At 67.3% G+C, this 21,366-nt stretch carries 22 protein-coding genes; 9 read left to right on the top strand and 13 right to left on the bottom strand.

All coding sequences use genetic code 11. From position 1 onward, the window contains the following. Positions 1-54: 54 nt before the first annotated feature. From VJ162_RS06260 to VJ162_RS06215, 10 genes are all read right to left on the bottom strand, one after another. Entirely contained in the window at positions 55-942 is an 888-nt protein-coding gene (locus VJ162_RS06260) for an SDR family oxidoreductase (RefSeq protein ID WP_324663127.1), read from the bottom strand. Next, positions 939-1,367, bottom strand: coding sequence for a DUF5791 family protein (locus VJ162_RS06255; RefSeq protein WP_324663126.1), 429 nt, complete (start codon positions 1,365-1,367; stop codon positions 939-941). Before VJ162_RS06255 ends, VJ162_RS06260 begins: the two co-directional genes overlap by 4 nt. Positions 1,368-1,479: 112 nt before the next feature. Continuing rightward, complete coding sequence (locus VJ162_RS06250) at positions 1,480-4,479, bottom strand: DUF7286 family protein (RefSeq protein ID WP_324663124.1); 3,000 nt, start codon at positions 4,477-4,479, stop codon at positions 1,480-1,482. Further along, positions 4,476-5,345, bottom strand: coding sequence for a DUF7284 family protein (locus VJ162_RS06245; RefSeq protein WP_324663122.1), 870 nt, complete (start codon positions 5,343-5,345; stop codon positions 4,476-4,478). The genes VJ162_RS06250 and VJ162_RS06245 overlap by 4 nt, the downstream gene beginning before the upstream one ends. Then, entirely contained in the window at positions 5,342-5,731 is a 390-nt protein-coding gene (locus tag VJ162_RS06240; protein WP_324663121.1) for a DUF7285 family protein, read from the bottom strand. The genes VJ162_RS06245 and VJ162_RS06240 overlap by 4 nt, the downstream gene beginning before the upstream one ends. Next, positions 5,712-6,173, bottom strand: coding sequence for a DUF7283 family protein (locus VJ162_RS06235; RefSeq protein ID WP_324663120.1), 462 nt, complete (start codon positions 6,171-6,173; stop codon positions 5,712-5,714). Before VJ162_RS06235 ends, VJ162_RS06240 begins: the two co-directional genes overlap by 20 nt. 34 nt (positions 6,174-6,207) lie before the next feature. Continuing rightward, on the bottom strand, positions 6,208-7,911 hold the full coding sequence (locus VJ162_RS06230) for a type II secretion system F family protein (protein ID WP_324663119.1): 1,704 nt from the start codon (positions 7,909-7,911) through the stop codon (positions 6,208-6,210). Then, positions 7,908-9,734, bottom strand: a complete 1,827-nt coding sequence (locus VJ162_RS06225) for an ATPase, T2SS/T4P/T4SS family (RefSeq protein WP_324663118.1) — start codon at positions 9,732-9,734, stop codon at positions 7,908-7,910. The genes VJ162_RS06230 and VJ162_RS06225 overlap by 4 nt, the downstream gene beginning before the upstream one ends. Continuing rightward, positions 9,727-10,191, bottom strand: coding sequence for a DUF7311 family protein (locus VJ162_RS06220; protein ID WP_324663117.1), 465 nt, complete (start codon positions 10,189-10,191; stop codon positions 9,727-9,729). Before VJ162_RS06220 ends, VJ162_RS06225 begins: the two co-directional genes overlap by 8 nt. Beyond that, a complete protein-coding gene (locus VJ162_RS06215; protein ID WP_324663116.1) occupies positions 10,188-10,676 on the bottom strand; it encodes a DUF7310 family coiled-coil domain-containing protein in 489 nt (162 codons plus the stop codon). The genes VJ162_RS06220 and VJ162_RS06215 overlap by 4 nt, the downstream gene beginning before the upstream one ends. Before the next feature lie 75 nt (positions 10,677-10,751). Between VJ162_RS06215 and VJ162_RS06210 the strand changes: the two genes are divergently transcribed. The 3 genes from VJ162_RS06210 (at position 10,752) to rad50 (ending at position 15,118) form a co-directional block, all read left to right on the top strand. Next, the gene (locus VJ162_RS06210; protein WP_324663115.1) at positions 10,752-11,078 is read left to right on the top strand and encodes a hypothetical protein; all 327 of its coding nucleotides are present in this window, start codon (positions 10,752-10,754) and stop codon (positions 11,076-11,078) included. 61 nt (positions 11,079-11,139) lie between these two features. After that, on the top strand, positions 11,140-12,426 hold the full coding sequence (gene mre11, locus VJ162_RS06205) for a DNA double-strand break repair protein Mre11 (protein ID WP_324663114.1): 1,287 nt from the start codon (positions 11,140-11,142) through the stop codon (positions 12,424-12,426). Between the two features lie 10 nt (positions 12,427-12,436). Then, complete coding sequence (gene rad50, locus VJ162_RS06200) at positions 12,437-15,118, top strand: DNA double-strand break repair ATPase Rad50 (protein WP_324663113.1); 2,682 nt, start codon at positions 12,437-12,439, stop codon at positions 15,116-15,118. A gap of 311 nt (positions 15,119-15,429) precedes the next feature. Here the strand turns inward: rad50 and VJ162_RS06195 are convergent, their stop codons facing one another. The 3 genes from VJ162_RS06195 to VJ162_RS18590 form a co-directional block, all read right to left on the bottom strand. Next, complete coding sequence (locus VJ162_RS06195; RefSeq protein WP_324663110.1) at positions 15,430-15,852, bottom strand: DUF7346 family protein; 423 nt, start codon at positions 15,850-15,852, stop codon at positions 15,430-15,432. A 117-nt stretch (positions 15,853-15,969) separates the two neighbouring features. Then, the gene (locus VJ162_RS06190; RefSeq protein WP_324663109.1) at positions 15,970-16,302 is read right to left on the bottom strand and encodes a DUF7322 domain-containing protein; all 333 of its coding nucleotides are present in this window, start codon (positions 16,300-16,302) and stop codon (positions 15,970-15,972) included. A 32-nt stretch (positions 16,303-16,334) separates the two neighbouring features. Beyond that, the gene (locus VJ162_RS18590) at positions 16,335-16,409 is read right to left on the bottom strand and encodes a DUF7331 family protein (RefSeq protein WP_455429317.1); all 75 of its coding nucleotides are present in this window, start codon (positions 16,407-16,409) and stop codon (positions 16,335-16,337) included. Positions 16,410-16,414: 5 nt separating this feature from the next. Here VJ162_RS18590 and VJ162_RS18475 point away from each other — a divergent pair, with 5 nt between their 5' ends. From VJ162_RS18475 to VJ162_RS06165, 6 genes are all read left to right on the top strand, one after another. Beyond that, positions 16,415-17,491 carry a tyrosine-type recombinase/integrase gene (locus VJ162_RS18475; protein ID WP_455429316.1) on the top strand — a complete coding sequence of 359 codons (1,077 nt, stop codon included), beginning with the start codon at positions 16,415-16,417 and terminating at the stop codon, positions 17,489-17,491. 765 nt (positions 17,492-18,256) lie between these two features. Then, positions 18,257-18,448: a hypothetical protein gene (locus VJ162_RS06185; RefSeq protein ID WP_324663108.1), complete on the top strand. Its 192-nt coding sequence runs from the start codon at positions 18,257-18,259 to the stop codon at positions 18,446-18,448. Positions 18,449-18,561: 113 nt separating this feature from the next. Beyond that, positions 18,562-19,302: a hypothetical protein gene (locus VJ162_RS06180; RefSeq protein ID WP_324663107.1), complete on the top strand. Its 741-nt coding sequence runs from the start codon at positions 18,562-18,564 to the stop codon at positions 19,300-19,302. Between the two features lie 1,002 nt (positions 19,303-20,304). After that, a complete protein-coding gene (locus VJ162_RS06175) occupies positions 20,305-20,439 on the top strand; it encodes a hypothetical protein (RefSeq protein ID WP_324663106.1) in 135 nt (44 codons plus the stop codon). Next, positions 20,436-20,717, top strand: a complete 282-nt coding sequence (locus tag VJ162_RS06170; RefSeq protein WP_324663103.1) for a hypothetical protein — start codon at positions 20,436-20,438, stop codon at positions 20,715-20,717. Before VJ162_RS06175 ends, VJ162_RS06170 begins: the two co-directional genes overlap by 4 nt. After that, the gene (locus VJ162_RS06165; protein WP_324663102.1) at positions 20,714-21,364 is read left to right on the top strand and encodes a hypothetical protein; all 651 of its coding nucleotides are present in this window, start codon (positions 20,714-20,716) and stop codon (positions 21,362-21,364) included. The genes VJ162_RS06170 and VJ162_RS06165 overlap by 4 nt, the downstream gene beginning before the upstream one ends. Positions 21,365-21,366: the final 2 nt, after the last annotated feature.

Raw genomic sequence — 21,366 nt, 5'->3', positions numbered from 1 at the left:
GTCGCTACTCGACTGAGCGTCGCCGACACCGGCACGAGCACCCGAGACCCTCCCTCACCCCTCGACGTACGCCTCGACCGCCGCCCGGTACCCCTCTCTGAACGTCGGATAGTCGAACTCGTAGCCCAGTTCTCGTAACTTCTCGTTCGAACAGCGCTTGCTCGTCCGGATGCGCCGCTTTGCCGTCTCGGACAGTTCGGCGTCGGCCAGGCGCTCCTCGGTCGTCCGTTTGGGCGGGAACTCGACGCCGCAGGCGTCGGCCAGCCAGTCCGCAAAGCCCCACTTCTCGACCGGCTCGTCGTCCACCACGAGGACGACCTCCTCGCGGTGGTCCGCCTCCAGCAGGTACCGGACCGAGCCGGCGGCGTCGTCCCGGTGGACCATGTTCAGATAGCCCGCTGTCACCGGTCCCTCCAGATACCGGTTCAGGCGGTAGCGCTCGGGCCCGTAGAGACCGGCAAAGCGGGCGACTGTCCCGTGGCCGCCGTAGTCGGCCGGCCGCTCGCGGGCGACCCGCTCGGCTTCCGCGAGCACCTCGGTCTTCTCGGTCTGTGGGTCAAGCGCTGTCGTCTCGTCGACCCAGGCGCCGTCGTGGTCGCCGTAGACGCCCGTACTCGACGTGTAAACCAGTCGCTCGGGGGCGTCGTCACGCGTCCAGAAGTGGTCGACGGCGGTTTTCAGCCCCTCGACGTACACCTCGCGGGCCGCCTCGGCGCCCCGGCCGCCCGAACTGGCCGCGAAGACGACCCAGTCGGCGTCGGGTACCGCCGACAGGGAGTCGTCGTCGGTCACGTCCGCCTGGACTGCGTCGAACCCGGCGTCTTCGATAGCTTGGCGGCCGCTTTCGGACCGGCGGACCCCGACGACCTCGTGGTCAGACTGGAGCTGTCGGCCCAGTTCGAGCCCGACGTAGCCACAGCCCAGGATGGCGACCCGGCTCACCGCTTCTGGCTCTCGATGTAGCTGTGCAAGAGGGCGTACTCCTCCAGGCTCATCGGGTACCGACCCTCTATCTTCTGTTGTATCTCCTTGGGTTCGAGCTGGCTGTCGAGGCCCGAGGCCAGCGCCTCGACGTCCATCACGGCCGTGGTCATCCCCATCAGGAGGATGTCCTGGGCCTCGGCCTGCAGGGCGTCGGCGTCGGGCCGGTCCGGGTCGGTCGCGAGGACGGCCGTCGCGTCTTCGAGCGAGAGTGTCCCGATATCGCCGTCAGCGACGGCATCGACGGCGTCGCGGTCAAGCTCCGTCGACGCCACGACGGCGTCGGCGCCGACCGACGCGACCGTCTCCGCGAGCACCGACCCGTAGGCCGCGAGCAGTTCGTCGGACGACTGCTCGCCCGCATCCGGAAACTCGGTTCTGAGCATGGCCGTGACTACGGGATGGTGATGTTTTATTGATTTGCTTCGGTGCCGATACTATCGGTACCGAAAGGGCCAGCCGGCCACTGTGGGGCCGCCGGTCCGGCAACGCATCGCCCTATCCGGCGTCGGGCCACCCTGCCGAGGTCTCCACGCTGTTGCCGTCCTTGTCGCCCACGCCGCGCGGTTTCGGCGGGACCACAACGACGACGCCGGTGTCGGCCCGGAACGAGATGCGCCTGTTCCGTCCCAGCCGCTCACCGCTCCCATCGCCGTCGGCGTCGAGACGGACTGCGCTACGCTCGCGGACGTATCGGACCGTCGCGCCCGGTGTGTCCGGCGCACCGTGACTCTCCGTCACACTGAAGCGAGCGTAGGTCCCCTCGACGGTCACCCACCAGACGTTCACTGTCGCGTACCACGGGAGATACCGCGGTGCGAGGGGCAAGCCGGCGGGCAAGGCCTGCGTCCCCAGCTTCCGCTTTGCGACTCGCTGGACCTTCTCCTGGGCGCTGTCCGCGAGCGCGCCCTGGGCCCGACTGCGCGCCGTTTCGCGGACGGTGTTTGCGGTCCGGTTCACCAGCCCTCTCGGCGGTCGCGCCCCTGCGGTCGACAGCGCTGTGGTCGCGGTCCGCAGGAGCCTGATACGGAGCCAGTCCTGTTCCAGTGTCGAGAGTCCTTGCCGAGTGCCGGCGACCTCGGCGATACGCTGTGTCGCGGAGTCGTTCGCGAGGGCCATCCCGCGTGCCGCCGTCGTCCCCCACCGACCCATCGCGTCGTCGACGATTTGTTCGCTCTCCGCCTGCCCGGCATCCGTCTCCGTGCGCACCCGTTCGGCGAGCGCCCCGGTGACGACACCGTTGGCCCTGGCGACCTCGGTTCGCAACTGCTGTCGGCGCTCGTCGAGGCTCGTGTTCGACCCGACCTCCGTGTCCCGAGCCGCCGCAAGCGTCCGCGCCGCTGCTGCGAGTCCGACCCGGTTCCGGCTGCCAGTGGCACCGTTCAACACCTCTGTCGCGGCGTTGCCGTAGGGCACGCTGAACACGTTGACGTTGCGGGCCGCCAGAGGGTGTTCGGTGCCGTCGACGGCCGGGAACTCCGATTCGCTGACCGACGCCAGCGTCAGGTACTGCGGCTGGGCCTGGACCCGTGTCCGGACCGGGCCCGCCGGCCCGTCCGGGGTCGGACGGGTCCGCGATACCCGCGTTTCGCGGGCGGTCAGCCCCCGCCTGAGTTCGGCCAGCGACCCGCCGGAAATCGATCCGAGACGGTCCTCGAGGCCCGACTCCACAGTCGAGTGGTTCCCGGCGTGTCCGCCCAGCCGGCGGTCGACGGCGTCGAGAAACGCCACTCGGGCCGCGACCCGGGCCCGCTCGGCGGCACTGTCGTACGTCTCCGGCGCGTCGACCAGCTGCGAGCGCCGGTTTCGGAGCGTCCGCCTGAGTTGCCGGCTCGGGTTCGACTGGAACGTCCCCACCGCGCCCCTGTCGGCCGAGACGGCGATGTCCCTGACCCGTTCGCGGAGCCGCCGCAGGTCCCTGGCTATCCACGTGTGTATCGACTCGGGCCGCTCGCCGGTGACGGAGACGGCATCCTGTTCGAACTCCTCTAAGGCCACGTCTTTCGCGGCACGATCCCGGCTCCCGCCCAGTAGCTTGTCAGCGGCCTTCCGTTCCACGTCGGCGAGGTTCTCGCCCCCGAGGGGACTCCCCGCCGCCTCGTGGGCCGTCTCGATGCCCCGGACCGGCGCGAGGGAGTCGTTCCGGTGTCTGCCGACGAGCGCGAGGCTCACGCGAACCCGCTCGCTGCGCTCCGCTCTGGTGTATCTCACGTCGTTTCCTCTCTTCCAGGTCACTCTGCGTGTGTGGGTCATTTCGACGGCCCGCGCCCACCTGTCGAGCGCGTGCCAGCGGCTCGGAACGGCCACCTCGGTGTCGACCGCGTCGACGACACTGGCGTCCGCGCTTTCGGTTTCGGCCACGAAGCTCCAGTTGTCGCCCGGGGGGTCGGGCCGGTCCGGTCGACCGCCGCTGAGGTGCTCCCGTTCGGTGACGACGTCCGCCCTGACGGTGTAGGCGTCCCTGGCAGTGGCGTTGAGTGCGTCGGGCACCCCCACCTCCCGGTACGCGGCGTCGGCCGTCCCGTTGACGCCGACACGCAGCGACTCGTCGGGGTGTCCGGCGCCGGTTGAGATGTTCTGGCTCGCCGGTCGGTAGCTGGTCTGGCTCAGTATGTCGCTGGCGAGCTGGCTATCGGTCCCGGCGACGATGTCGTTGAGGCCGACGGCGGCCGTCGCCTCGGTCAGCGCCTGTCGCCCTTCGGGGTCGCTCCGGCCGAAGACGGACCGCTGGACCCCGAGCAGGGCGCCGTTGGTCGCCAGGCTCACGTGTCTGTTCGCGATGACGTTCGTTATCGGGGCGCCGCCGAACTGCGCGTAGCCGCGCGTCCACGCGATGGGGTACAGCCGGGCCGTCATCCGCTGGCTCAGCCCCGGTTTGGTGAGGCCGTTCTGCACCCGCTGCTCGTAGGTCTCTACCTGGCCGTGGACGTGCAACACCGGCGTCGGGACGACGACGGTCCGGTCGACCGTCCGGCGGGTGACGACCTCGTCTCCGCGCCGGGCGGTCAGCGTGATGTTCTTGACGGTGACGCGGACGGCGGTGTCGTTGTCGCCGGCCCGCTTGACGGCCACGCGGTATATCGCGCGCTCGTACTCGGCCGTCGAATCCACCGCCGGCAGCGATGCGGTCGCGTCGACCCCGGCGCTGTGGGCCGAGAGCCGCTTCAGGTTCGCACGGACCTGCAGATACACCCGGAGCCGCAGGCTGTCACGGAACGCGTGGTCGTCCCGCAGCGCGCGGCCGACAGGCGTGTCTGCCGGTTCGACGACCGGTGCCGCGGCGGCCCGACGGCCGGCCGTCGCGACCCCGTCACGAACGGCGGTCGTGCTGGCCGAACTCACCACGCTCAGCGACCGTTCGACGTCCGTTTCGCTCGGGGCCGGCTCGGTCGATAGCGTCGGTGCGAGCGCCAGGCTGGACACCAGCAACAGGACGCCGAGTACGGCGAATGGCACCCGGCCCCGCCGGTCCGCCGCCAGCGAAACCGCCCGACTCATGGCTCCCACGTCCTGACGGTGATGGTGACGTTCCCGGTGTCGACGGCGCGGGCGGCGGCTTCGGGGGAGTCAAACCGGCTCCGCATGTCGGCCGTGAACCGCTCCGCGAGTGGGGATGTAAGCTCCGTGTTCAGCTCGCTCGTCGGCGTCGACTCGACCGACAGGCGCCCGGCGCGTATGAGACTGCCCATCCGACGGTAGCGATGGGTCATCAGCCGGTCGGCGGGATAGTCCCCGTCGAGGGCGAGCTGGGCCTGCCGGGGCGGGAACAGCCCCTCGACGACGGCGCCGGCCACCACTGTGGCGACGCCCCTGTATCCCCCTGGGGCCGCCGACCGCGCTCGCTCGCCGACTGCCGGCGACGGACTCGCGACGGTCGTCGTCGCCGCGTCCACGTCGGCCTCCGGTGGCGGGCGCTGTCCGACTCGCACCGTGGCGTCCAGCGGCGCGCCGCGATAGGGCTCCCAGCGCGCTCTGACGGCGGTTCGGCGCCCTCGCTCGTGGAGGCGGTTCCGCGTCGCCGTCGCGACGGCCCGCTCGAACCCGACGCCGGCCCGTGAGAGCCGGTGTCCCTCGAAGCGCACGCGGCTCATCGCGGCCTCGGCCAGTAGCTCCGCGAGCGTGCCGTGGGCGGTGCGCTGGTGTGTCGCCGTCGCGTTGGTCGTCCACGGCGGCGGGTCGCTTGGCGGCGCCAGCGCGTACTCGACGCTTGCCGTACTCGTCGCGAGCAGCTCCGTCCGTTCGGTTGCGGGGTTCTCCGCGGTCGCCCCCTCGACCGCAGTGCCGTTGACGACGACGGCGACGGCGGCGCCGACAAACAGGAGGAAGACAGTCACGTCGACCACGGTGCTGGTCGCCCGGGTCATCGCCAGACCGCCACTCTGAGCCGGCCGCGCCGGACCGTCGCCGGACCCAGCGCGACGCTGACCGTGCGGTTGTCGGTGTCGGCGCCTGCCGGCGGTGTCGGTCCGGCGGACCACTGCCGCTCGGCCCACAGCGTGACGTTACCTTCGTAGCCCGACGGGACAGCCGAAAGTGAGTCAGACACTCGCGTCGGGTCGACGACGCCGCCGGTGGTTATCCGCCGCTCGACGGCGTCGGCCGCGGGCCCAGCCACGTCTCGGCCGTTGCCGACATCGGCGAGCGTGTCATCCAGCGTGCCGGCGTACAGCGCGAGCCCAGCGGAGACGGCGAAGACGGCGACAAGCGCCGCAAGCGGCTCCGTCGCCGCTCTAGCCGACGAGCGTGACATCGACTCCTCCCCAGGTGACGCGTCTCGCGGTCAGACGTTCCGGCGCCGGCCGCCACTGCTCTCGGTCGACGGTTGCGTTTTCCGTCGCCTGTCTGAACTCGTCGGGTGAGCCGAACACCGCCGACGGCCGTTTCCCGTCGAGAACGGCCGTGAGGCTGGTGTCCACGGCCGGCACGACCGGACACAACAGCGTCTCGTGGACGGTCCCGCTCTCGGAGCGAAGGCCAAGCTGGCGCCCCGTCAGCGACCACTCGCTTGCGTGCAGTTCGCGGGCGGCCACCGACCCCGGTGGACCAGTCGCGACCTCGTCTATCATCACCGCAGCGGCCGCACCGTCGGGCGGTGCCGACGTGGGCAGCTGCGTGACGACGCCGAGGACGGCGACGCTCACCGCCCCGACGGCCACCCAGACGTACGCCGTGTCGACGTTGGTATCGAACATAGGCCGGGGTGGTCCCGGCTTCGGATATAAACGCTCAGACGAGCAGCCCCGTGGCCACGACGGCCGCGCAGTAGACCGCCGTCGCCGAACACAGCGCCAGCCCGGCACGGTAGCCAACCAGCGCCCGGTCGAGCCCGCGGTGGAGGCCGGTCGACAGCGCCGTCAGCACGACAGCTAACACGAGACAGTACCAGCCAATGACCGGGCCGAGCGACGCTGTTGAGACCGATTCGATAGGACCCCCGCTCCCCATCGCGGCCGACATGGCGACGGTCGCCCCGCCGACGAGCGGCCCGAAGACGGCGGCGGTGTTCGACAGCGTCCCGGTGACCTGCGAGAGCTGCCGTCTGGTCTCTCGCTCCACCTCGGCAAGTTCGTCTAGATGGTCGCCCATCGTCGCGATAGTCTCACCGGCCGGCGGGCCGATGTCGGCGGCCGCGCCCAGCAAGACGGCGGCGCGCCGGAGCCGCGGACTCGGCAGGGTCGACAGCGTTCCGTGCTCGCCGCGAAAGGCCGTCTCGATGTCGACGCCCAGCCGCCCCTGGCGCTCGACCGTCTCCGCCAGCACGGACGCGAGCGGCTCCGGAGCGGCCTCGACCGCGGCGTCGAACGCCGCTTCGACGGACTCGCCGCGCTCGACCCGGCGACCGATCGCCGAGAGCGCGTCGGGCAGCCCGGTTTCGACGGCCTCGATGTGGTCTCGGACCCCAGTGACCGGTCGGTAGTAGACGACGAGCCCCGCTCCGGCTCCGAGTCCCAGGACCGCGACCGGTGGCGCCCACGGCGGGAGGAGAACGCGCCCTGCCAGCCACGCACTGACGGCGACTGCCGCGCCGGTCCCGAGCGCTGCCGTCGTCCCGGTCGAGACATCCGGGTGACTCCGTGGCACGGGTGCCGGCGGGAAGGCGACGGGGCGCTTCGCGAGCAGCCACGCGCTCGCGACGACAAGCCCGGCGGGGAGCCCGACTCCGTAGGTCGCGACGAGCAGTGGCGGGGAAACCGGGACACCGGCCGCACCGACCGCCGGCAGCAGCGCGACCATCGCGAGCGGTAACAGGACGCCGAAGGCATACAGCGCCGTCGCCGGCGCCCGGAGGCCAGCGGCGAACGACGCCATCTCGTCGCGGGTCCCGTGCAGTATCCCGCGGCGGGCGGCGTCAAGGAGTTCGGGCCGCTCCTTGGGCGTCACGACCGCTGCCCGCTCGACGCGTGTCAGCGCCCGCTCCAGTGCCGGGAACTCCGTGCCCCACTCGCGGCCGAAGGCCGCCAGCCCGCTCCGTGGCGTCCGGTCGGCTCGCCGTCGGTGGGTGTCGAGCCGCTCCCCGAGCAGCCCGTCATCGGCGCTCGCAGCGAAGGCCGCCGCCCGCTCGGCGCTGGGCCACAGCGCCATCCCCAGGACGAGCGTCGCCACGAGCGACGGCGCGGCGCCGAGGGCACGGATTCGGCGGGCCTGTGCCGCCAGACCGACGCCGTAGCGGCCAGCCAGCGCGACGGCGACGGCTGTAACTGCACTGCCCGCCGCGAGGACGACCGCGCCCGGTCCCGACCCGACCGCGAGGGCGGCGACACCGACCAGCCAGACCCCGGCGGCCAGGGTATAGCTCCCAGCGAGTATGGTCTCGGGGGCCGTCGATATCCCGAGCAATCGACAGGCCCGTCCGTACTCCTCGGGGACGGTGACCAGCCGCCCGAGCCGGTCGGCCGCTCCGGGCTCTCTGTCCGCCTCCGTCCTGCTCATGGTCCGGTGTTACCCGCCGCCAGGTCCGGCGGTCCGAGTGTGTCTGTCCGGTCGCGGACGGCCTCGCGGACCGCCGCGTAGGACTCGCCGGCCCGGGTCAACGACTCGATGAGGTGGCTGGCCCCGCGGTCGACCCGTCCTGTCGCCGTCGCTGTCGGTCCGTCCCGCAGGAACAGCGGCTCGAACCCGACGCCGTCCTCGTGGCTGCGGACCTCTTCGACCGCCGCGATACCGCGCCCGCCGTCGGCGGCCGGCGGGTCGAGCGTCACGACGAGGTCCGTCGCGCCGAAGGCGCTCTCGGGCACCCCGAGATCGGAGACGAGCCGTTCCCGAACGCTCTCGCCGCCGGTGCCGTGGATGGTTCCGAGCACCGCGCTGTCGCCCCCGCCGACGCGCATCGCCTCGTAGAGGACGCCCGCTTCCTCGCCGCGCACTTCCCCGACGACGAGAGCGCCGTCGCCGAGCCGGAGCGCGGTCCGCAACGCGGCCGCCGCGTCAACCGAGGGGCCGTCACCGCTCGCGGTCCGGAGCGGCTGGACATCTCGACCGTCCGCCTGCAGGGCCGAGACGGGCAGTTCGGGCGTGTCCTCGATGACGACCGTGCGGACGGCCCGTGGCAGCTCCCAGAGCAGCGCCCCGAGCGTCGTCGTCTTCCCGGCGCCGCGGGGGCCGGCGACGAGACAGGCCGCGCCGCGCTCGACGGCGACGGAGAGGAGCCCGGCGACCCGCGGGGGGACGCTCCCGTTCTCGACGAGCTCAGAGAGCCGAAGGGACGCCTCGTCGTGGCCACGGAACGCGAAACCGACGCCGTCACTGACCGGCTCGGTGACACCGGCCACGCGTACCCGTCGGCCGGCGACCGTGGTAGTGGCGTCCAGCGTCGGACTCGCCCAGGAGAAGGCCCGGCCGCTGGTCCGCCGGAAGGTGGAGGCGAGGGTGCGAGCGCCCCGCTCGGTCAGCCGGACGTTCGTCCGGAGCGTCTCGCCGTCGGCGCGCACCCGCAGTTGCGTCTCCTCGATAGGGGCCGCCGCGAACACGTCCGAGACGCGCGGGTCGGCGAAGAGGTCTTCGAGGATGCCGAGTCCCTCGGTGTGTTTCCGGAGTACGCTCGCAAGCCGGGTCGCCGTCCGGCCGTCGTCGGCGACGGCTCGGGCGGCTTCCGCCGGTGTCTCCTCGCCGGCGGTCGCCAGCCGGGCCACGGCGTCGGCAAGCGCTGCCGCGGTCGCCGCGTCGAACTCGTGTTCCCGTGGGCGGACGTGATAGCTGTCCAGGCGCTCTGCCGGCGTTTCGTACCGCCGGACGGTCGCTCCGCTCTCGACGGTCCGGCGGGTCCTGAGCGTGGCAGCTTCCGGGGGCGTGGCGGCGATGCGGGCGTCGCTGACGGCCGGGCCGACGTACGGGTCGAGCGCCCGCTCCGGCGTGACTCCTTCCGCGGCGACCGCGAAGCCGGTCCGGGCCGCCAGGTCGGCGACGTGGCCCGCCCGGCCGGCCGCCTCCGTCGCGGCGGCCAGCGGTTCCCGTCGAGCGCGCTCGGCGAGCCGCTCGTCGGTGGCCGCCACCCGCGCCGCGAACCGCCCGGCCGCCACCAGCAGCGCCGCGTCGTCGTCGAGGTAGGCCCGTTCGACGCCGTTTGCGGCTGTGACGACGCTGTCGACGTCGCCCCCGTCCAGCGCCGCGACGACGGTCGACAGGCAGTCAGTGGCCTCGCCCAGGCGCCCACCGCCGGGACAGCCGTCGGCGTCGACGGTCAACGTCCCGCGCTCGAAGGCCGTCTCACAGCGACACGCTTCCTTCTCCTTGCTGTCGGTGAACCACTCACGCATCGCGCTCACCGCCCAGCCGCGCTACTCGCAAGACTGGGTCGCCGGAGCGCGACCGAAGTTCGAACGCGAGCCGATGGGTACCCGGTTCTCGGAGTGTCAGTGTCCCGCCGCCGACCGCGCGGACGGGCACGCCGGCAAGGCGTGTGTGGCCCGTCCGCTCGTCGCCGACCCGCCACGAGGCCACCGCGACCCCCTCGCGGGTGGCGAACCGAACGCGCGTGACGGCGGCGCTCGTCAGTGACCGGTCGGGCAGCCGGAGTTCGGTGACGTGCCGGGCGCCACGGCCCGCCGTCGGGTCGTCCGTCCCGACCATCGCCCCCAGATCGCTCGCCAACGCCCCGAGCTGGCGGTCCATGGCGCTGTCGGCCCTGTCGACGCCGGCCTCGGCCATCGCCGGCGTGGCGGCGGAAAGCAGTGCGGCGGTCAGGGCCACCGCCAGGACGACGCGGAGTATCACAGTAGGGCCCGTATCTGTTCGAGCACGCCGGCGTCCCGGGCGTCGGCCGCCGTCGTCCCCGGCTCCCCATCCCGGTCGCTGTCGACCTCGGACGGACGCCGCTTTGTCCTGCGGTCCTCGTGGGTGTCGTCGCTCGGTTCCCAGTCGGTAACCGACTCGCCGGCCTCGGCGTCCCCCGGCCGCCGCTCCTCGGTGGCCGCGTCGAGGCGGCGTTCCAGCCGCTCGGTGGCCGCAAGCGCGGCGTCGGCACGCCCCTCGACGCGCTCGTTGACCGAACGGACGTTGCCGACGTACCCCCTGAGCGCCTGTGTGGCGGCATCGAGCTCGTCGGCGCGCTCGTCCAGCTCGGCGACCCGGTCTTCGAGGGCCGCGACCCGTTCGGTCAGCTCCGCGAGGTCGTCCACGGCCGGGAACTTGTGGTCGCCGTCGGTGACGGCCCGTTCGACCGTGCTGACACGTTCTTCGAGTGTCTCCACGTCGGTCATAGCCGGGGCTGGTCCCGCCACCGCACTTCAACTCTCGGCCGAGGGTTCTTGTACGATAGCGACGCCACCGAGCCTATGACCGAGACCGAACAGGTGAAGGCGGCGCTGGCAGCGCTGGCCGACGGCGAGACGCGCAGGTCGCCCCCGGAAGCGAGTGGCGGGCAGGCGGTCAAAGACCGGCCGGAGCCGACCGACTACCGGGTAGTCATCGAACGGGCCGTGACAGCCACCGAAGACGTCGACGCGGCCGCCGCGTTCGTCGAGTCGGTCGGCCTCGACCGGCTGGAACGGGCGGTCAAACGGGCCGAACGCGAGGTGAGCGGACTGGCCGACGACGGCCGCGAAGCACTGGCGACGTTCGAGGAGTATCGGGTCGCGGCTGGGGGCCCTGTCGACGGGTGACCCACCACTTTCACTCCGGTGGCGACACGGCTTTACGAGCGGCTGGCATACGCCCGCACAGATGACACGGGTGATACACACCGGCGATACCCACATCGGGTACCAGCAGTACCACGTGCCCGAGCGCCGGCAGGACTTCCTCGCGGCGTTCCGGGCCGTCGTCCGGGACGCCATTGACGACGACGTGGCCGCGGTGGTCCACGCCGGGGACCTGTTCCACGACCGGCGGCCGACGCTGTCGGACATCATGGGGACGCTCGATATCCTGGAAGAGCTCGCTGCGGCCGATATCCCGTTTCTGGCCGTCGTGGGCAACCACGAGGCCAAACGCGACGCCCAGTGGCTCGATCTCTATGCCTCGCTGGGACTGGCGACACGCCTCGGCGACGAGCCGACTGTCGTCGGCGACACGGCCTTCTACGGGCTGGACTTCGTTCCCCGCTCGAAGCGCGAGGACCTCGACTACGACTTCGCCCCCCACGACGCCGACCACGCGGCGCTCGTGACCCACGGCCTCTTCCAGCCGTTCGACTACGGCGACTGGGAGGCAAGTGAGGTACTCGGTGAGTCCTCCGTCGAGTTCGACGCCCTGCTGCTGGGGGACAACCACAAGCCGGGCAAGCAACAGGTCGACGGCGCGTGGGTCACCTACTGCGGGTCGACGGAGCGGGCAAGCGCCAGCGAGCGGGAGGACCGGGGCTACAACATCGTCACCTTCGACGGCGAGGTCAGCATCACGCGGCGCGGGCTCGACACCCGCGAGTTCGTCTTCGTCGACGTGGAACTGGGGCCCGAGGAGGGTATCGAGCGCGTCCGCAGCCAGGTCGGCCAGTACGACCTGGACGCCGCCGTCGTCATCGTCGGCATCGACGGCGACGGCGAGCCCGTCGCGCCCGCGAGCATCGAGGAGTTCGCCCTCGACCGGGGGGCGCTCGTCGCCCGGGTCACCGACCATCGGGAACTGTCCGCCGACGAGCGCGAGACGAGCGTGAGCTTCGCTGACCCCGACGACGCCGTCGCCGAGCGGGTCCGCGAGCTCGGGCTGAGCGGGGCCGCCCGCGATATCGACGAGACGGTTCGGGCCTCGAAGGTCGCCGACGCGAACGTCGCCGAGACGGTCGAGGACCGGGTGCGCGAACTGGTCGAGGACGACCCCGACGCGCTGGACGGCGGCGGTTCGGTCGCTGGCGACGATGAGCCGGCGGCCGGCGACGCGGAGACCGCGACCGACGACGCCGCTGCCGAGACCGACGGCGGCGACGCGAGTGAGGAACCGACAGACGCCGACTCGGATACCGACGTGGCCGAGGGCGGCGGCGAAGACCAGTCCCTGGAGGAGTTCCTGTGAGGTGTCTCTGATGCGGTTCCAGCGGATCGCCATGGACTCGTTCAAGTGTTACGACGAGGCTGACCTGACCCTCGACCCGGGGGTGACCGTCATCCACGGGCTCAACGGCAGCGGGAAGTCCTCGCTGCTCGAGGCCTGCTTCTTCGCGCTCTACGGCTCGAAGGCCATCGACGGGACCCTGGAGGACGTGGTCACCATCGGTGCCGACGACTGCACGGTCGAGCTGTGGTTCGCCCACGCGGGCGGGGAGTACCACCTTACCCGTCGCGTGCGAAACACCGGCGGGCGGGCGACGACCGCCAAGTGCGTCCTGGAGACGCCGGAGGGCACCTTCGAGGGGGCGCGAGCGGTCCGCCGTCGGGTCACTGAACTCCTGCGGATGGACAGCGAGGCGTTTCTCAACTGCGCCTACGTCCGCCAGGGCGAGGTGAACAAGCTCATCAACGCCTCGGCGAGCGAGCGCCAGGACATGCTGGACGACCTCCTGCAACTGGGCAAGCTGGAGGAGTACCGGGAACGGGCCAGCGACGCCCGTGTAGGGGTGAAACGCGTCCGGGACGACAAACAGAGCCGCCTCGACCAGCTCGACGACCAGATAGCGACGAAAGAGGAGAAGGGACTCCACGAGCGTCTGAACGCCCTGGAGACGGAACTCTCGGAGACGGGAGCCGAAATCGAGCGCATCGAGGACCAGCGCGAGACGGCCGCCGAGACCCTGGACCGGGCGACGGCAGTTCTGGAGGAGTACGAGGAGCGCCGCGAGCAGCTCACGGAGCTGACCGGCGACATCGAGACGCTTGAGGGGGAGATCACGGAGACCGACCGGAAACGCGAGGAGCTGAAAGAGCGCATCTCGGCGCTGAAGACCGAGCGGGAAGAACTGCGGAACGAGCTCGACGAGACCCTCGCCCAGACCGACCTCGACGAGGCCGACCCCGAACTCGTCGCGGAGCGCACCGAAGCCCTGGAGGACCGCGCCGAGGAGTTGCGCTCGCGCATCGAGCGCCAGAAGGTCGAGGCACAGAAACACAGCAGCGAGGCCGAGTCCCTCGAATCCGAGGCCGAGGACCTCGACTCTCGGGCCGAGGCCAAACGCGAGGAGGCGGCCGAACTCGAATCGGACCTAGAGGCGGCCAGGGAGGCGGTCGCCGAGCGCCGCGAGAAGCTCACCGAGATAGACGAGCGGATAGCGGAGCTCGAAACGCGGTTCGCGGACGGCGATGTCGACCGCGAGAGCGCCGCGGACCACCGCGACTCGGTCGCCGAGGACCTCGATACGGCCCGCCAGCGGGTGACGGAACTGGAGACAAAACTGGAGAGCGAACGTGAGGCCCTTCGCGAGGCCGAGGCGCTGCTGGAGGAGGGGAAATGCCCCGAGTGCGGCCAGGACGTGGCCGAATCGCCCCACGTCGAGTCCATCGAGGACGACCGCGAGCGGGTCACAGAGCTGGAAGACGAACTAGAGACTGCCCGCGAGCGGGTCGAAAGCCTCGAGGGTGACCTGGAACGGGCCGAGTCACTGGCCGAGGCCGCCGACCGGCTCAACTCGCTCGAATCGAACCGAGCGAACGTCGTACAGCTCATCGAGGAGAAAGAGTCCGGCCTGGAGGCCGACGAAGCCCGCGTCGAGACCCTGCGCGAAGACGCCGACGAACTCGACACAGAGGCCGAGACGAAACGCGAGGCCGCGAGCGAGGCCGAGGAGCTCGCGGCCGAGGCCCGCTCGGTCATCGGCGAGTGCAACCAGGACCACCAGACCGTCAAACAGTCGGTCCAGCGGCTCGAACGGGTCGCGGCGCTGCTCGACGACATCGACGAGCGCGACGGCGACATCGAGCGGCTGCGGGAGACGCGCAGCCAGCAGGCCGAGATGAACGACCAGCGCCGCGAGCGGTTGGCGGAGAAACGCGAGCGAAAGCAGGACCTCGCCGAACAGGTCGACGAGGACCGAATCGAGGAAGCCCGCGAGGAGCGAGACCGCGCCGAGCAGTACATCGAGCAGGCCGACGCGAAACTCGACGAACTCCGGACCGACCGAGACGAGACACAGTCGGCCATCGGCGGAGTCACAAACGAGATAGAGGAGCTGGAGGAACTGCGGGCGCGACGCGAGGAGCTGGCCGGGACGGTGTCGAAACTCGACGCGCTGTACGAGGAGAGCGAGCAGCTCCAGGGGATGTACGGGACGCTCCGGGCCGAACTGCGCCAGCGAAACGTCGAGACGCTCGAACGGATGCTAAACGAGACGTTCTCGCTGGTGTACCAGAACGATTCGTACTCCCACATCGAACTCGACGGGGAGTACCAGCTGACGGTGTACCAGAAGGACGGTGACCCGCTGGAGCCCGACCAGCTCTCCGGGGGCGAACGCGCCCTCTTCAACCTCAGCCTGCGCTGTGCCATCTACCGGCTGCTTGCGGAGGGCATCGAGGGGTCGGCGCCGATGCCGCCGCTCATCCTCGACGAGCCGACGGTGTTTCTCGATTCGGGCCACGTCACGCAGTTGCTGGACCTCATCGCCTACATGCGCGACGAGGTGGGCGTCGCCCAGATTCTCGTCGTCAGCCACGACGAGGAGCTCGTCGGCGCGGCCGACGACCTCGTCCGGGTCGAGAAGTCGTCGACCTCGAACCGCTCGCACGTCTCCCGGGTTGAGCGCATCGAGGAGACGGTCGCGGAACTCGCGGATTAGTCCCGGACGTCGTAGAACCACTCACAGATCGCTTTCATCGTTATCAGGACGGTCGCCCGATCTGGGCGTCTGTGACTTGACTAATCGACGCTGTCTGGGACTCAAACCAGCCCGAGGCTTTCTTACGAAGAGGCTCAAGACACTGCGTATGGTTGGGATAGGGACGCTAGTCATCGCGGTCACAGTCATTGTTGCGACGACACTGACTCTTACTTCGCTTGCTGGGAGGTTTCGATGGCCGCTAATCAGTCCTGACGGTATCGACCGAGTCGCGCTCCGAGGTATGTGACCGCTTCTACGACAACCTCGGTCTAGGTCGTGAGAAATTCGACGGCGTCGCCGGCCGCCGCCGTGGTGTCGTAGCCGCGCTGGCCGACCACGTTGGCCTCCTCGACGAGCCCGGCGGCACGGAACTCCCCGAGCAGGCCGTGGAGGTCGCTCTCACAGAGGTCGTAGCTGTCGAGCAGGTCGTGGACCGACAGGGGCCCCCGCCGGTCGAGTTCGACCAGCAGGCCCAGCGCCCGGTCGTCGTGGGCGGCGGTAAGGACTGTCCGGATGGCCTCGGGGACGGCGTCTGCAGCGGTCCCGAGCGGCGACTCGCCGTCGACCGGCGTCAGGTCGTCGTTGGCGACGTGTTTCTCGGCGCCGGTCTCGGGGTCACGGACCAGGCTCGACTCGCTTGACTGTTTGAGAAGGACGTAGCGGGTCCCCGATTCGTCGCGGACGGTGCGCATACTCGCCGTTGCCGGCGGGCGCGGTTAGCCGTTGTGGTCGGGTTCGTCGCTCTCCTCCCCGTACTCCACGCTCCGTTCCTCCGGTCCGTTTCGGGGAGTTTCGACCGCTGTGGCCGCTCAACCCTCGTCGGCGTCCCGTTCGCGAACGAACTGCCTGTACCGGTAGTAGCCGTAGGCAAAGAGGATCGCCCCGGCGGCCGTCAACTGGAGTCCGAGGCCGACGTTCCCACGGAAATAGGCGAACATCGGCCCCAGCGACAGCGCCAGTAAGGCGACGTTGAACACGAGGACGAGCTTCCAGAACACCGACGCCACCTCGCTGTTGCCGGCGCCGTCGGGCGGCTCCGGAACGTCGGGGCCGAGGCTCGACGGGTCGAACTCCTCGGGTTCGTGGGGGCTCTTCTCGGAGAGCACCCCGCCGTCGTCCCGCTCATCGGGGCCGTCGAGCATGCCCCGGACTCGGGGCGGGACAGGTATAAGTCTCAGGCACGGTCGTCGAGTGCCACCGTCGTGTCCGTCTGCATCCAGGCGAGCGGGTTCTGGGCGTCGTAGAACAATCACAATGGGCAACAGACTGCTGTTGTCGGCCATTGGCGCTGTCGGTTGGTCCCACAGTCCGCGATTCTACACACCCATGACGAATGACACCACGCTTGAACCGATTGTACCGACCGAAGCCAAACGACTGTGGTTAGAATCGCACATCGATGAGTGGGCAGACGCGACGATGCAACTGCAGCGGTTTCACGTCGATGAGTTTACCGAGTGGCTTGCCGAACGGGAGATTGATGATATGCGGGATGTGTCTGGTAGGACTGTCCACCGCTTTCGACTCGATATCAAGGAAGGGCTGGCCCAAAGCACGCTATCACAGCGTATTTCGACGGTTCAACGGTTCCTATCGTTCTGTGCGTCGATAGACGCTATTGACCCATCGGTCCCAGAACGAATTGAGCAACCGAGCAGGGGCAGGGACGTGCGCGACGAGAAGCTTGGCGACGACCAAGCGGAAGCCGCTTTGTCGTACCTGCAGAAGTATGCCTACGCGTCCCGCGAGCACGCTTTACTGGCGCTGACGTGGCACACTGGCCTTCGGTCGGGCACGCTGGTAGCTCTTGACGTTGCTGACGTGGAAGCGTCACAGAACCGTCTGCGCGTTCGACACCGTCCTGACGACGGCACCCCGCTCAAGAACGGAACGCGGGCTGAGCGGTACGTCGCTATCAGTTCCGAGATTACTGAGATACTACAGGACTATATTGACACTCAGCGGGTTGACGTGCGGGACGGTGCTGACAGACGCCCGCTCTTTACGACGGAGCATGGTCGTGCGCCCGTCAAGACCCTACGCCGTTGGTTTCAGTCAGCTACTCGACCATGCCTATGGGGTGAGTGTCCCCATGGCCGTGCTAAGGCAGATTGTGACGCTGCGCAGACCGCTTCTGACGCGTCTGACTGCCCGTCATCGGTGTCAGGTCACCCCGTGCGACGTGGCGCTATCACCAGATTCCTGAAAGATGATGTGCCACACCGTGCCGTCTCAGACCGATGCAACGTCACTCAGGACGTGCTTGACAAGCACTATGACGCCAGGACTGAGGGGGAGAAAACTGAGCAACGACGGGAATACTTCGACTGACGCCCTGACCGTCGAAGCTTTTATTAGTCTGTAAAATAAATAAGTATATAGACTGAATGTGTCAGAAGGTCAGGGCGGTGCCGTGTACCATTTTTTGTTGTTCTAATATACTACTGTGGGATTTCTGATACTGGATTTGACGACCAATCCCCGTGGTGAGCGTTAGCCTCCTCAGACGGCGTTGAACGGCGTTCAATCCGTCTTGAGTGAGAAGTAGGTAGGTATGGCACCACAATGAATTGAAACGCCATCAGAGTCCGCTCATGGCGTTTGAGAGTATGGCAGATTACTGGGGCGAATAATCGACTGTCGTTAGCAGGGGGGTACTGCTAATAAGAAATTAACGCACTCACAGTACTGAAGATGTCGCTGAAGCCCGTTTTAGATTTAGCTGTGGTCCGTCAGAACCCTGCCACAAGATTAGCACCAGCTCACAGCAACGGTGGGGAGAGGAACGGAACCGACCCCCCTCCCTGCTGCAGCAAAATGTCTTGACAGTTTATCAGGAATCTGTCGGGAAATTATCTGAAGATTTTCCGAGATTTTCCTGTGCTTTCTGTAGCTAACTGGAGGTAAAAGTTTGGCTCTCGCGGTAGACAAGACCGACTTTCGCCAGAACCGTAGCTCGGGAGAACTTTCACCTGTGGGGGCTGGCACGGGAATACCCATTTCTCCCTCACGCCACTATCGCCAGGCCCAAAAATGTCAAATATCCGAAAGTTTTAAGTGCCTGGCGGCACAAGTATTCAATGGGGTGACAAGAATATGGCAAGGAACACACGCATCGCTGTAAGCAAGCAAGAACTTGAGCGGTTCAAAGACATTAAGGAAACTATATTTCCAGAGATGCACGATGAAATTCCACACGGAAGGGCGCTAACGCGTCTCTGTGAGAAATTCGAGGAACGGCAGGAAATTATCGGTGAGCGGGCGGCATTGGACGGCGACCAGCGGTAATTCATTGACGAACTAACAATGGGAACTACGACGACGCAGACGCGGAGCATAGAAATGACAGATAGCAGACAATTTCCTCGCGGGCCGCGTGGCTGCAGTATTGCTGCTGGGCGATGAGCGGACGGGAGTACGACTTTGATTTGCCAGCGCGGGACGACGACTATGTCGCTGTTGGGGACCGCCCAGCGGCACGGGATTGCGTAGCGCTGGGGGAGCAGAAGGAAATGCCGCCAGGGCGACAGCAGTCTGCGATAGCCCACGACGGGCCGAAGCGGGCAGCAGCTACGTTTGAGCAAGGCATCTCGTTTACGTCAGATGTCGAATATACTCCACAACGAGGTAAGGCAGGCGATGAACCACTTCCCAGTGAGGAGTGGGACCAAAATGAGTACCAACACAATCCCCGTGGTTCGGACGACGCTGGTAGCAAAGTCAGCGGACTACCAAAGCGACAGTTCAAGCTGCAGCAGGGCCAGGACGTAGCGGTCCCCGATGGGGGTGATTGGTTTGAAACCACTGACGGCGATGCCACCGACTTGCACGACGGTGCCGTCAGAAGCGAGCTTGAAGCCTTGATGCAGGGGGCTGGCATTGGTAGGGAGCGGCAAGGGCACGTTCTTGCCCTGCTGGCCGATGAAGACTATTCGGCCTGGTCAAGCTTCGGTGGCGCGACGGCAGCGGCATGTGGCGTTCTGCTGGCCCTTGACGACGACCGCGCCAAGCAGATGGCAAATCGACAGCTACGTGAGAAAGTTCGCTGGTGGGCGGACGTGAAGGGCATTGAGCACCCGAAAGAAGCCTTCGAGTCGTTCTGTGAGAAACTTCTGAGCCACGCCACGGAGCGGGTACTATGAAATCCGTTCGTATCACCAGCGACACTCGTCAACAGCTACGACAGCGGTATCGGGGAAAACCTGATTCCGCAACGGTAGCGGCCTTGGCTGGCCGATGGGAGTCACGGCAAACCGATGTCGTCGCCACGGACGGTACTGCCGACCAACGGATAAACGTCATCAGCGACTGCCACACGGTTCTGGCGCGGCTGCAGGAACGTATGGCGGTCGACAGACTCGGTGACGTTGTGGCTACGCTAGTGGCGATGTCATAAGTGCGGCAACAGTTGTCATGGAGCTGACGTAGCGGCACGTCATAAGTGTGATAGAGAATAACATGACACTAACGACATACCCGTCGCTGCTGGCAGTTAAGTACGAACCGCAGGACAAGTTGCCTGCGGCCATGGAAATACGACGACCTCAAGCGACGAGGACGTTATCAAGGCCGCTGACGAGACGGCCTGTTGAGGCTTTCGCCTCATATTAATACCTCTCTTAGACGGGGGTCAATCCTCTGCCGTCTGGCGACAATTCTCTCCCCCCACCATCACCCCGTCGTCCTGGGTTTTGGTGGGTCGGCCAAGTGCTGTCGTCACCCTCATCGGTTCTGACGCGCACAAACTTCTGGCACGACGATATCCCTATTTGCACGACAAAGAACCCCCTTTGAGACATCCACCTCGAAGCGTTCTGTTGGTGGCTGTCAGCGAGCGAATCTGTCTGGAAGGTGAGCTTCGCTCTTGCGAAGCGAGCCGACAGACAGTGAGCGCCTTTCACCCTTCTCTGTCACGTCAGAACTTGTCGATAGTTCTGTCGCCCCGCTTCATCTATTTACTAACTTCTACTAAACGGTGGGGTCCCCCACTGATAGCCCGATATCGGCCGCACCACCAGAAAAATGGCAGTAGCAGGCCTCTGTCTACTTTCACCACGGTTATCTCGCTGCTGTAAGGTGATTGTCGCTACCACGGTGGAAGTAGTCTCCTCGTGCGTCTAGCAGAAGTTAGGAGTAGAAGGAACATGAAGACTAAGACAATTGACACGGACGACCACCGCGGCGACATCAAACCACCTGAATGCGAGCTTCATCTGACCATCTGGCACCACTCGACTGCCGAACGTGGCCCGTCTGTCACCTGGGTGTACGAAGCATGAAGGTCACCGACAAGCGGCTGCAGGCGGGCGACACCCTCGAATTAGGCGAGAATATCCATGCGACGAACGAGCAAGTCCCTCGGGGTGGCGGGTTGAATATTACTGTTGTGCATGACGGCGACGCGAAAGAATATGTCGTCTTGAGAACACAAGTTGAAGACGGTGACGAACTTGGCAAGAGTGAGATTCTTGCGCTCACCGATGGCAGTGGTATGATGTCGGGCAGTTGGGCCTGGCAACTGGTCCCTGCCAGCGCTTACGGGGGTGACGCGGAATGAACATTTCTGTCGACCGCTTCGAGCGCAACGACGGCAGCGGGCTCGAAGACCGTCCCAGCTACGTGAGTGACGCCATTGCCATTAAGCGGAAGGTGGGGTGGCGTAGCGGGCTTCCGTTGGTGCCAGCAGGGGGGTCCGACGACCAAGACCTGCAGCTTGGTGACGACGTGAGCGAGCGTTATGAACACTATCCTCGGGGTAACGACCTGCTGCTGCCCGAACACGGCAGTTTCCTCCGCTCGCTGGCAGCGGCTGGCGAAACGAGGGGTATCAGCGACATGGCAGCAGAGTTGAATACCGACCAAGAAACGGTTCGCAAAGCGGTCGATTTGCATCAAATCGAACTCCCCTCCGAATCACAAGACGGTGAGGAAGCTGAAGGTGGCGACATAGAATTGCCGTCTGGCGAGACAGTCCCCTTTGAGTGGGACCACGCCCTGGTGCTTGCCAGTCTGCTGAGCGACGGACTAAGCTACGCCGAAGCTGGCAGGTACCTCGACAATCAGGTGAGCGACCACGTCACTTTCGACGACGTTCGTGACGCTGTCGGGGAAGCGTTTGGCGGCGACGAGACTCCTATGACGCCACGGGGCGATGCGACAACTGCCAGCGCTTACGGGGGTTACGCTTCGAGCCCGTGGGGCTGACC

The organism is Haloarcula sediminis (assembly GCF_035656455.1).
Classification (GTDB): Archaea; Halobacteriota; Halobacteria; order Halobacteriales; family Haloarculaceae; genus Haloarcula; species Haloarcula sediminis.
The sequence above is the reverse complement of the archived record's forward strand: the minus strand, read 5'-3'. Positions and strand labels throughout refer to the sequence as shown.

Coding starts and splice junctions, on each gene's coding strand:
- VJ162_RS06165 (WP_324663102.1), top strand. CDS start 20,714: ATGAACATTTCTGTCGACCGCTTCGAGCGCAACGACGGCAGCGGGCTC.
- VJ162_RS06195 (WP_324663110.1), bottom strand. CDS start 15,852: ATGCGCACCGTCCGCGACGAATCGGGGACCCGCTACGTCCTTCTCAAA.
- VJ162_RS06210 (WP_324663115.1), top strand. CDS start 10,752: ATGACCGAGACCGAACAGGTGAAGGCGGCGCTGGCAGCGCTGGCCGAC.
- VJ162_RS06175 (WP_324663106.1), top strand. CDS start 20,305: ATGAAGACTAAGACAATTGACACGGACGACCACCGCGGCGACATCAAA.
- VJ162_RS06215 (WP_324663116.1), bottom strand. CDS start 10,676: ATGACCGACGTGGAGACACTCGAAGAACGTGTCAGCACGGTCGAACGG.
- VJ162_RS06180 (WP_324663107.1), top strand. CDS start 18,562: ATGAGCGGACGGGAGTACGACTTTGATTTGCCAGCGCGGGACGACGAC.
- VJ162_RS06225 (WP_324663118.1), bottom strand. CDS start 9,734: ATGCGTGAGTGGTTCACCGACAGCAAGGAGAAGGAAGCGTGTCGCTGT.
- VJ162_RS06245 (WP_324663122.1), bottom strand. CDS start 5,345: ATGACCCGGGCGACCAGCACCGTGGTCGACGTGACTGTCTTCCTCCTG.
- VJ162_RS06240 (WP_324663121.1), bottom strand. CDS start 5,731: ATGTCACGCTCGTCGGCTAGAGCGGCGACGGAGCCGCTTGCGGCGCTT.
- VJ162_RS06235 (WP_324663120.1), bottom strand. CDS start 6,173: ATGTTCGATACCAACGTCGACACGGCGTACGTCTGGGTGGCCGTCGGG.
- mre11 (WP_324663114.1), top strand. CDS start 11,140: ATGACACGGGTGATACACACCGGCGATACCCACATCGGGTACCAGCAG.
- VJ162_RS06185 (WP_324663108.1), top strand. CDS start 18,257: ATGGCAAGGAACACACGCATCGCTGTAAGCAAGCAAGAACTTGAGCGG.
- VJ162_RS06230 (WP_324663119.1), bottom strand. CDS start 7,911: ATGAGCAGGACGGAGGCGGACAGAGAGCCCGGAGCGGCCGACCGGCTC.
- VJ162_RS06190 (WP_324663109.1), bottom strand. CDS start 16,302: ATGCTCGACGGCCCCGATGAGCGGGACGACGGCGGGGTGCTCTCCGAG.
- VJ162_RS18475 (WP_455429316.1), top strand. CDS start 16,415: ATGGGCAACAGACTGCTGTTGTCGGCCATTGGCGCTGTCGGTTGGTCC.
- rad50 (WP_324663113.1), top strand. CDS start 12,437: ATGCGGTTCCAGCGGATCGCCATGGACTCGTTCAAGTGTTACGACGAG.
- VJ162_RS06255 (WP_324663126.1), bottom strand. CDS start 1,367: ATGCTCAGAACCGAGTTTCCGGATGCGGGCGAGCAGTCGTCCGACGAA.
- VJ162_RS06170 (WP_324663103.1), top strand. CDS start 20,436: ATGAAGGTCACCGACAAGCGGCTGCAGGCGGGCGACACCCTCGAATTA.
- VJ162_RS06250 (WP_324663124.1), bottom strand. CDS start 4,479: ATGAGTCGGGCGGTTTCGCTGGCGGCGGACCGGCGGGGCCGGGTGCCA.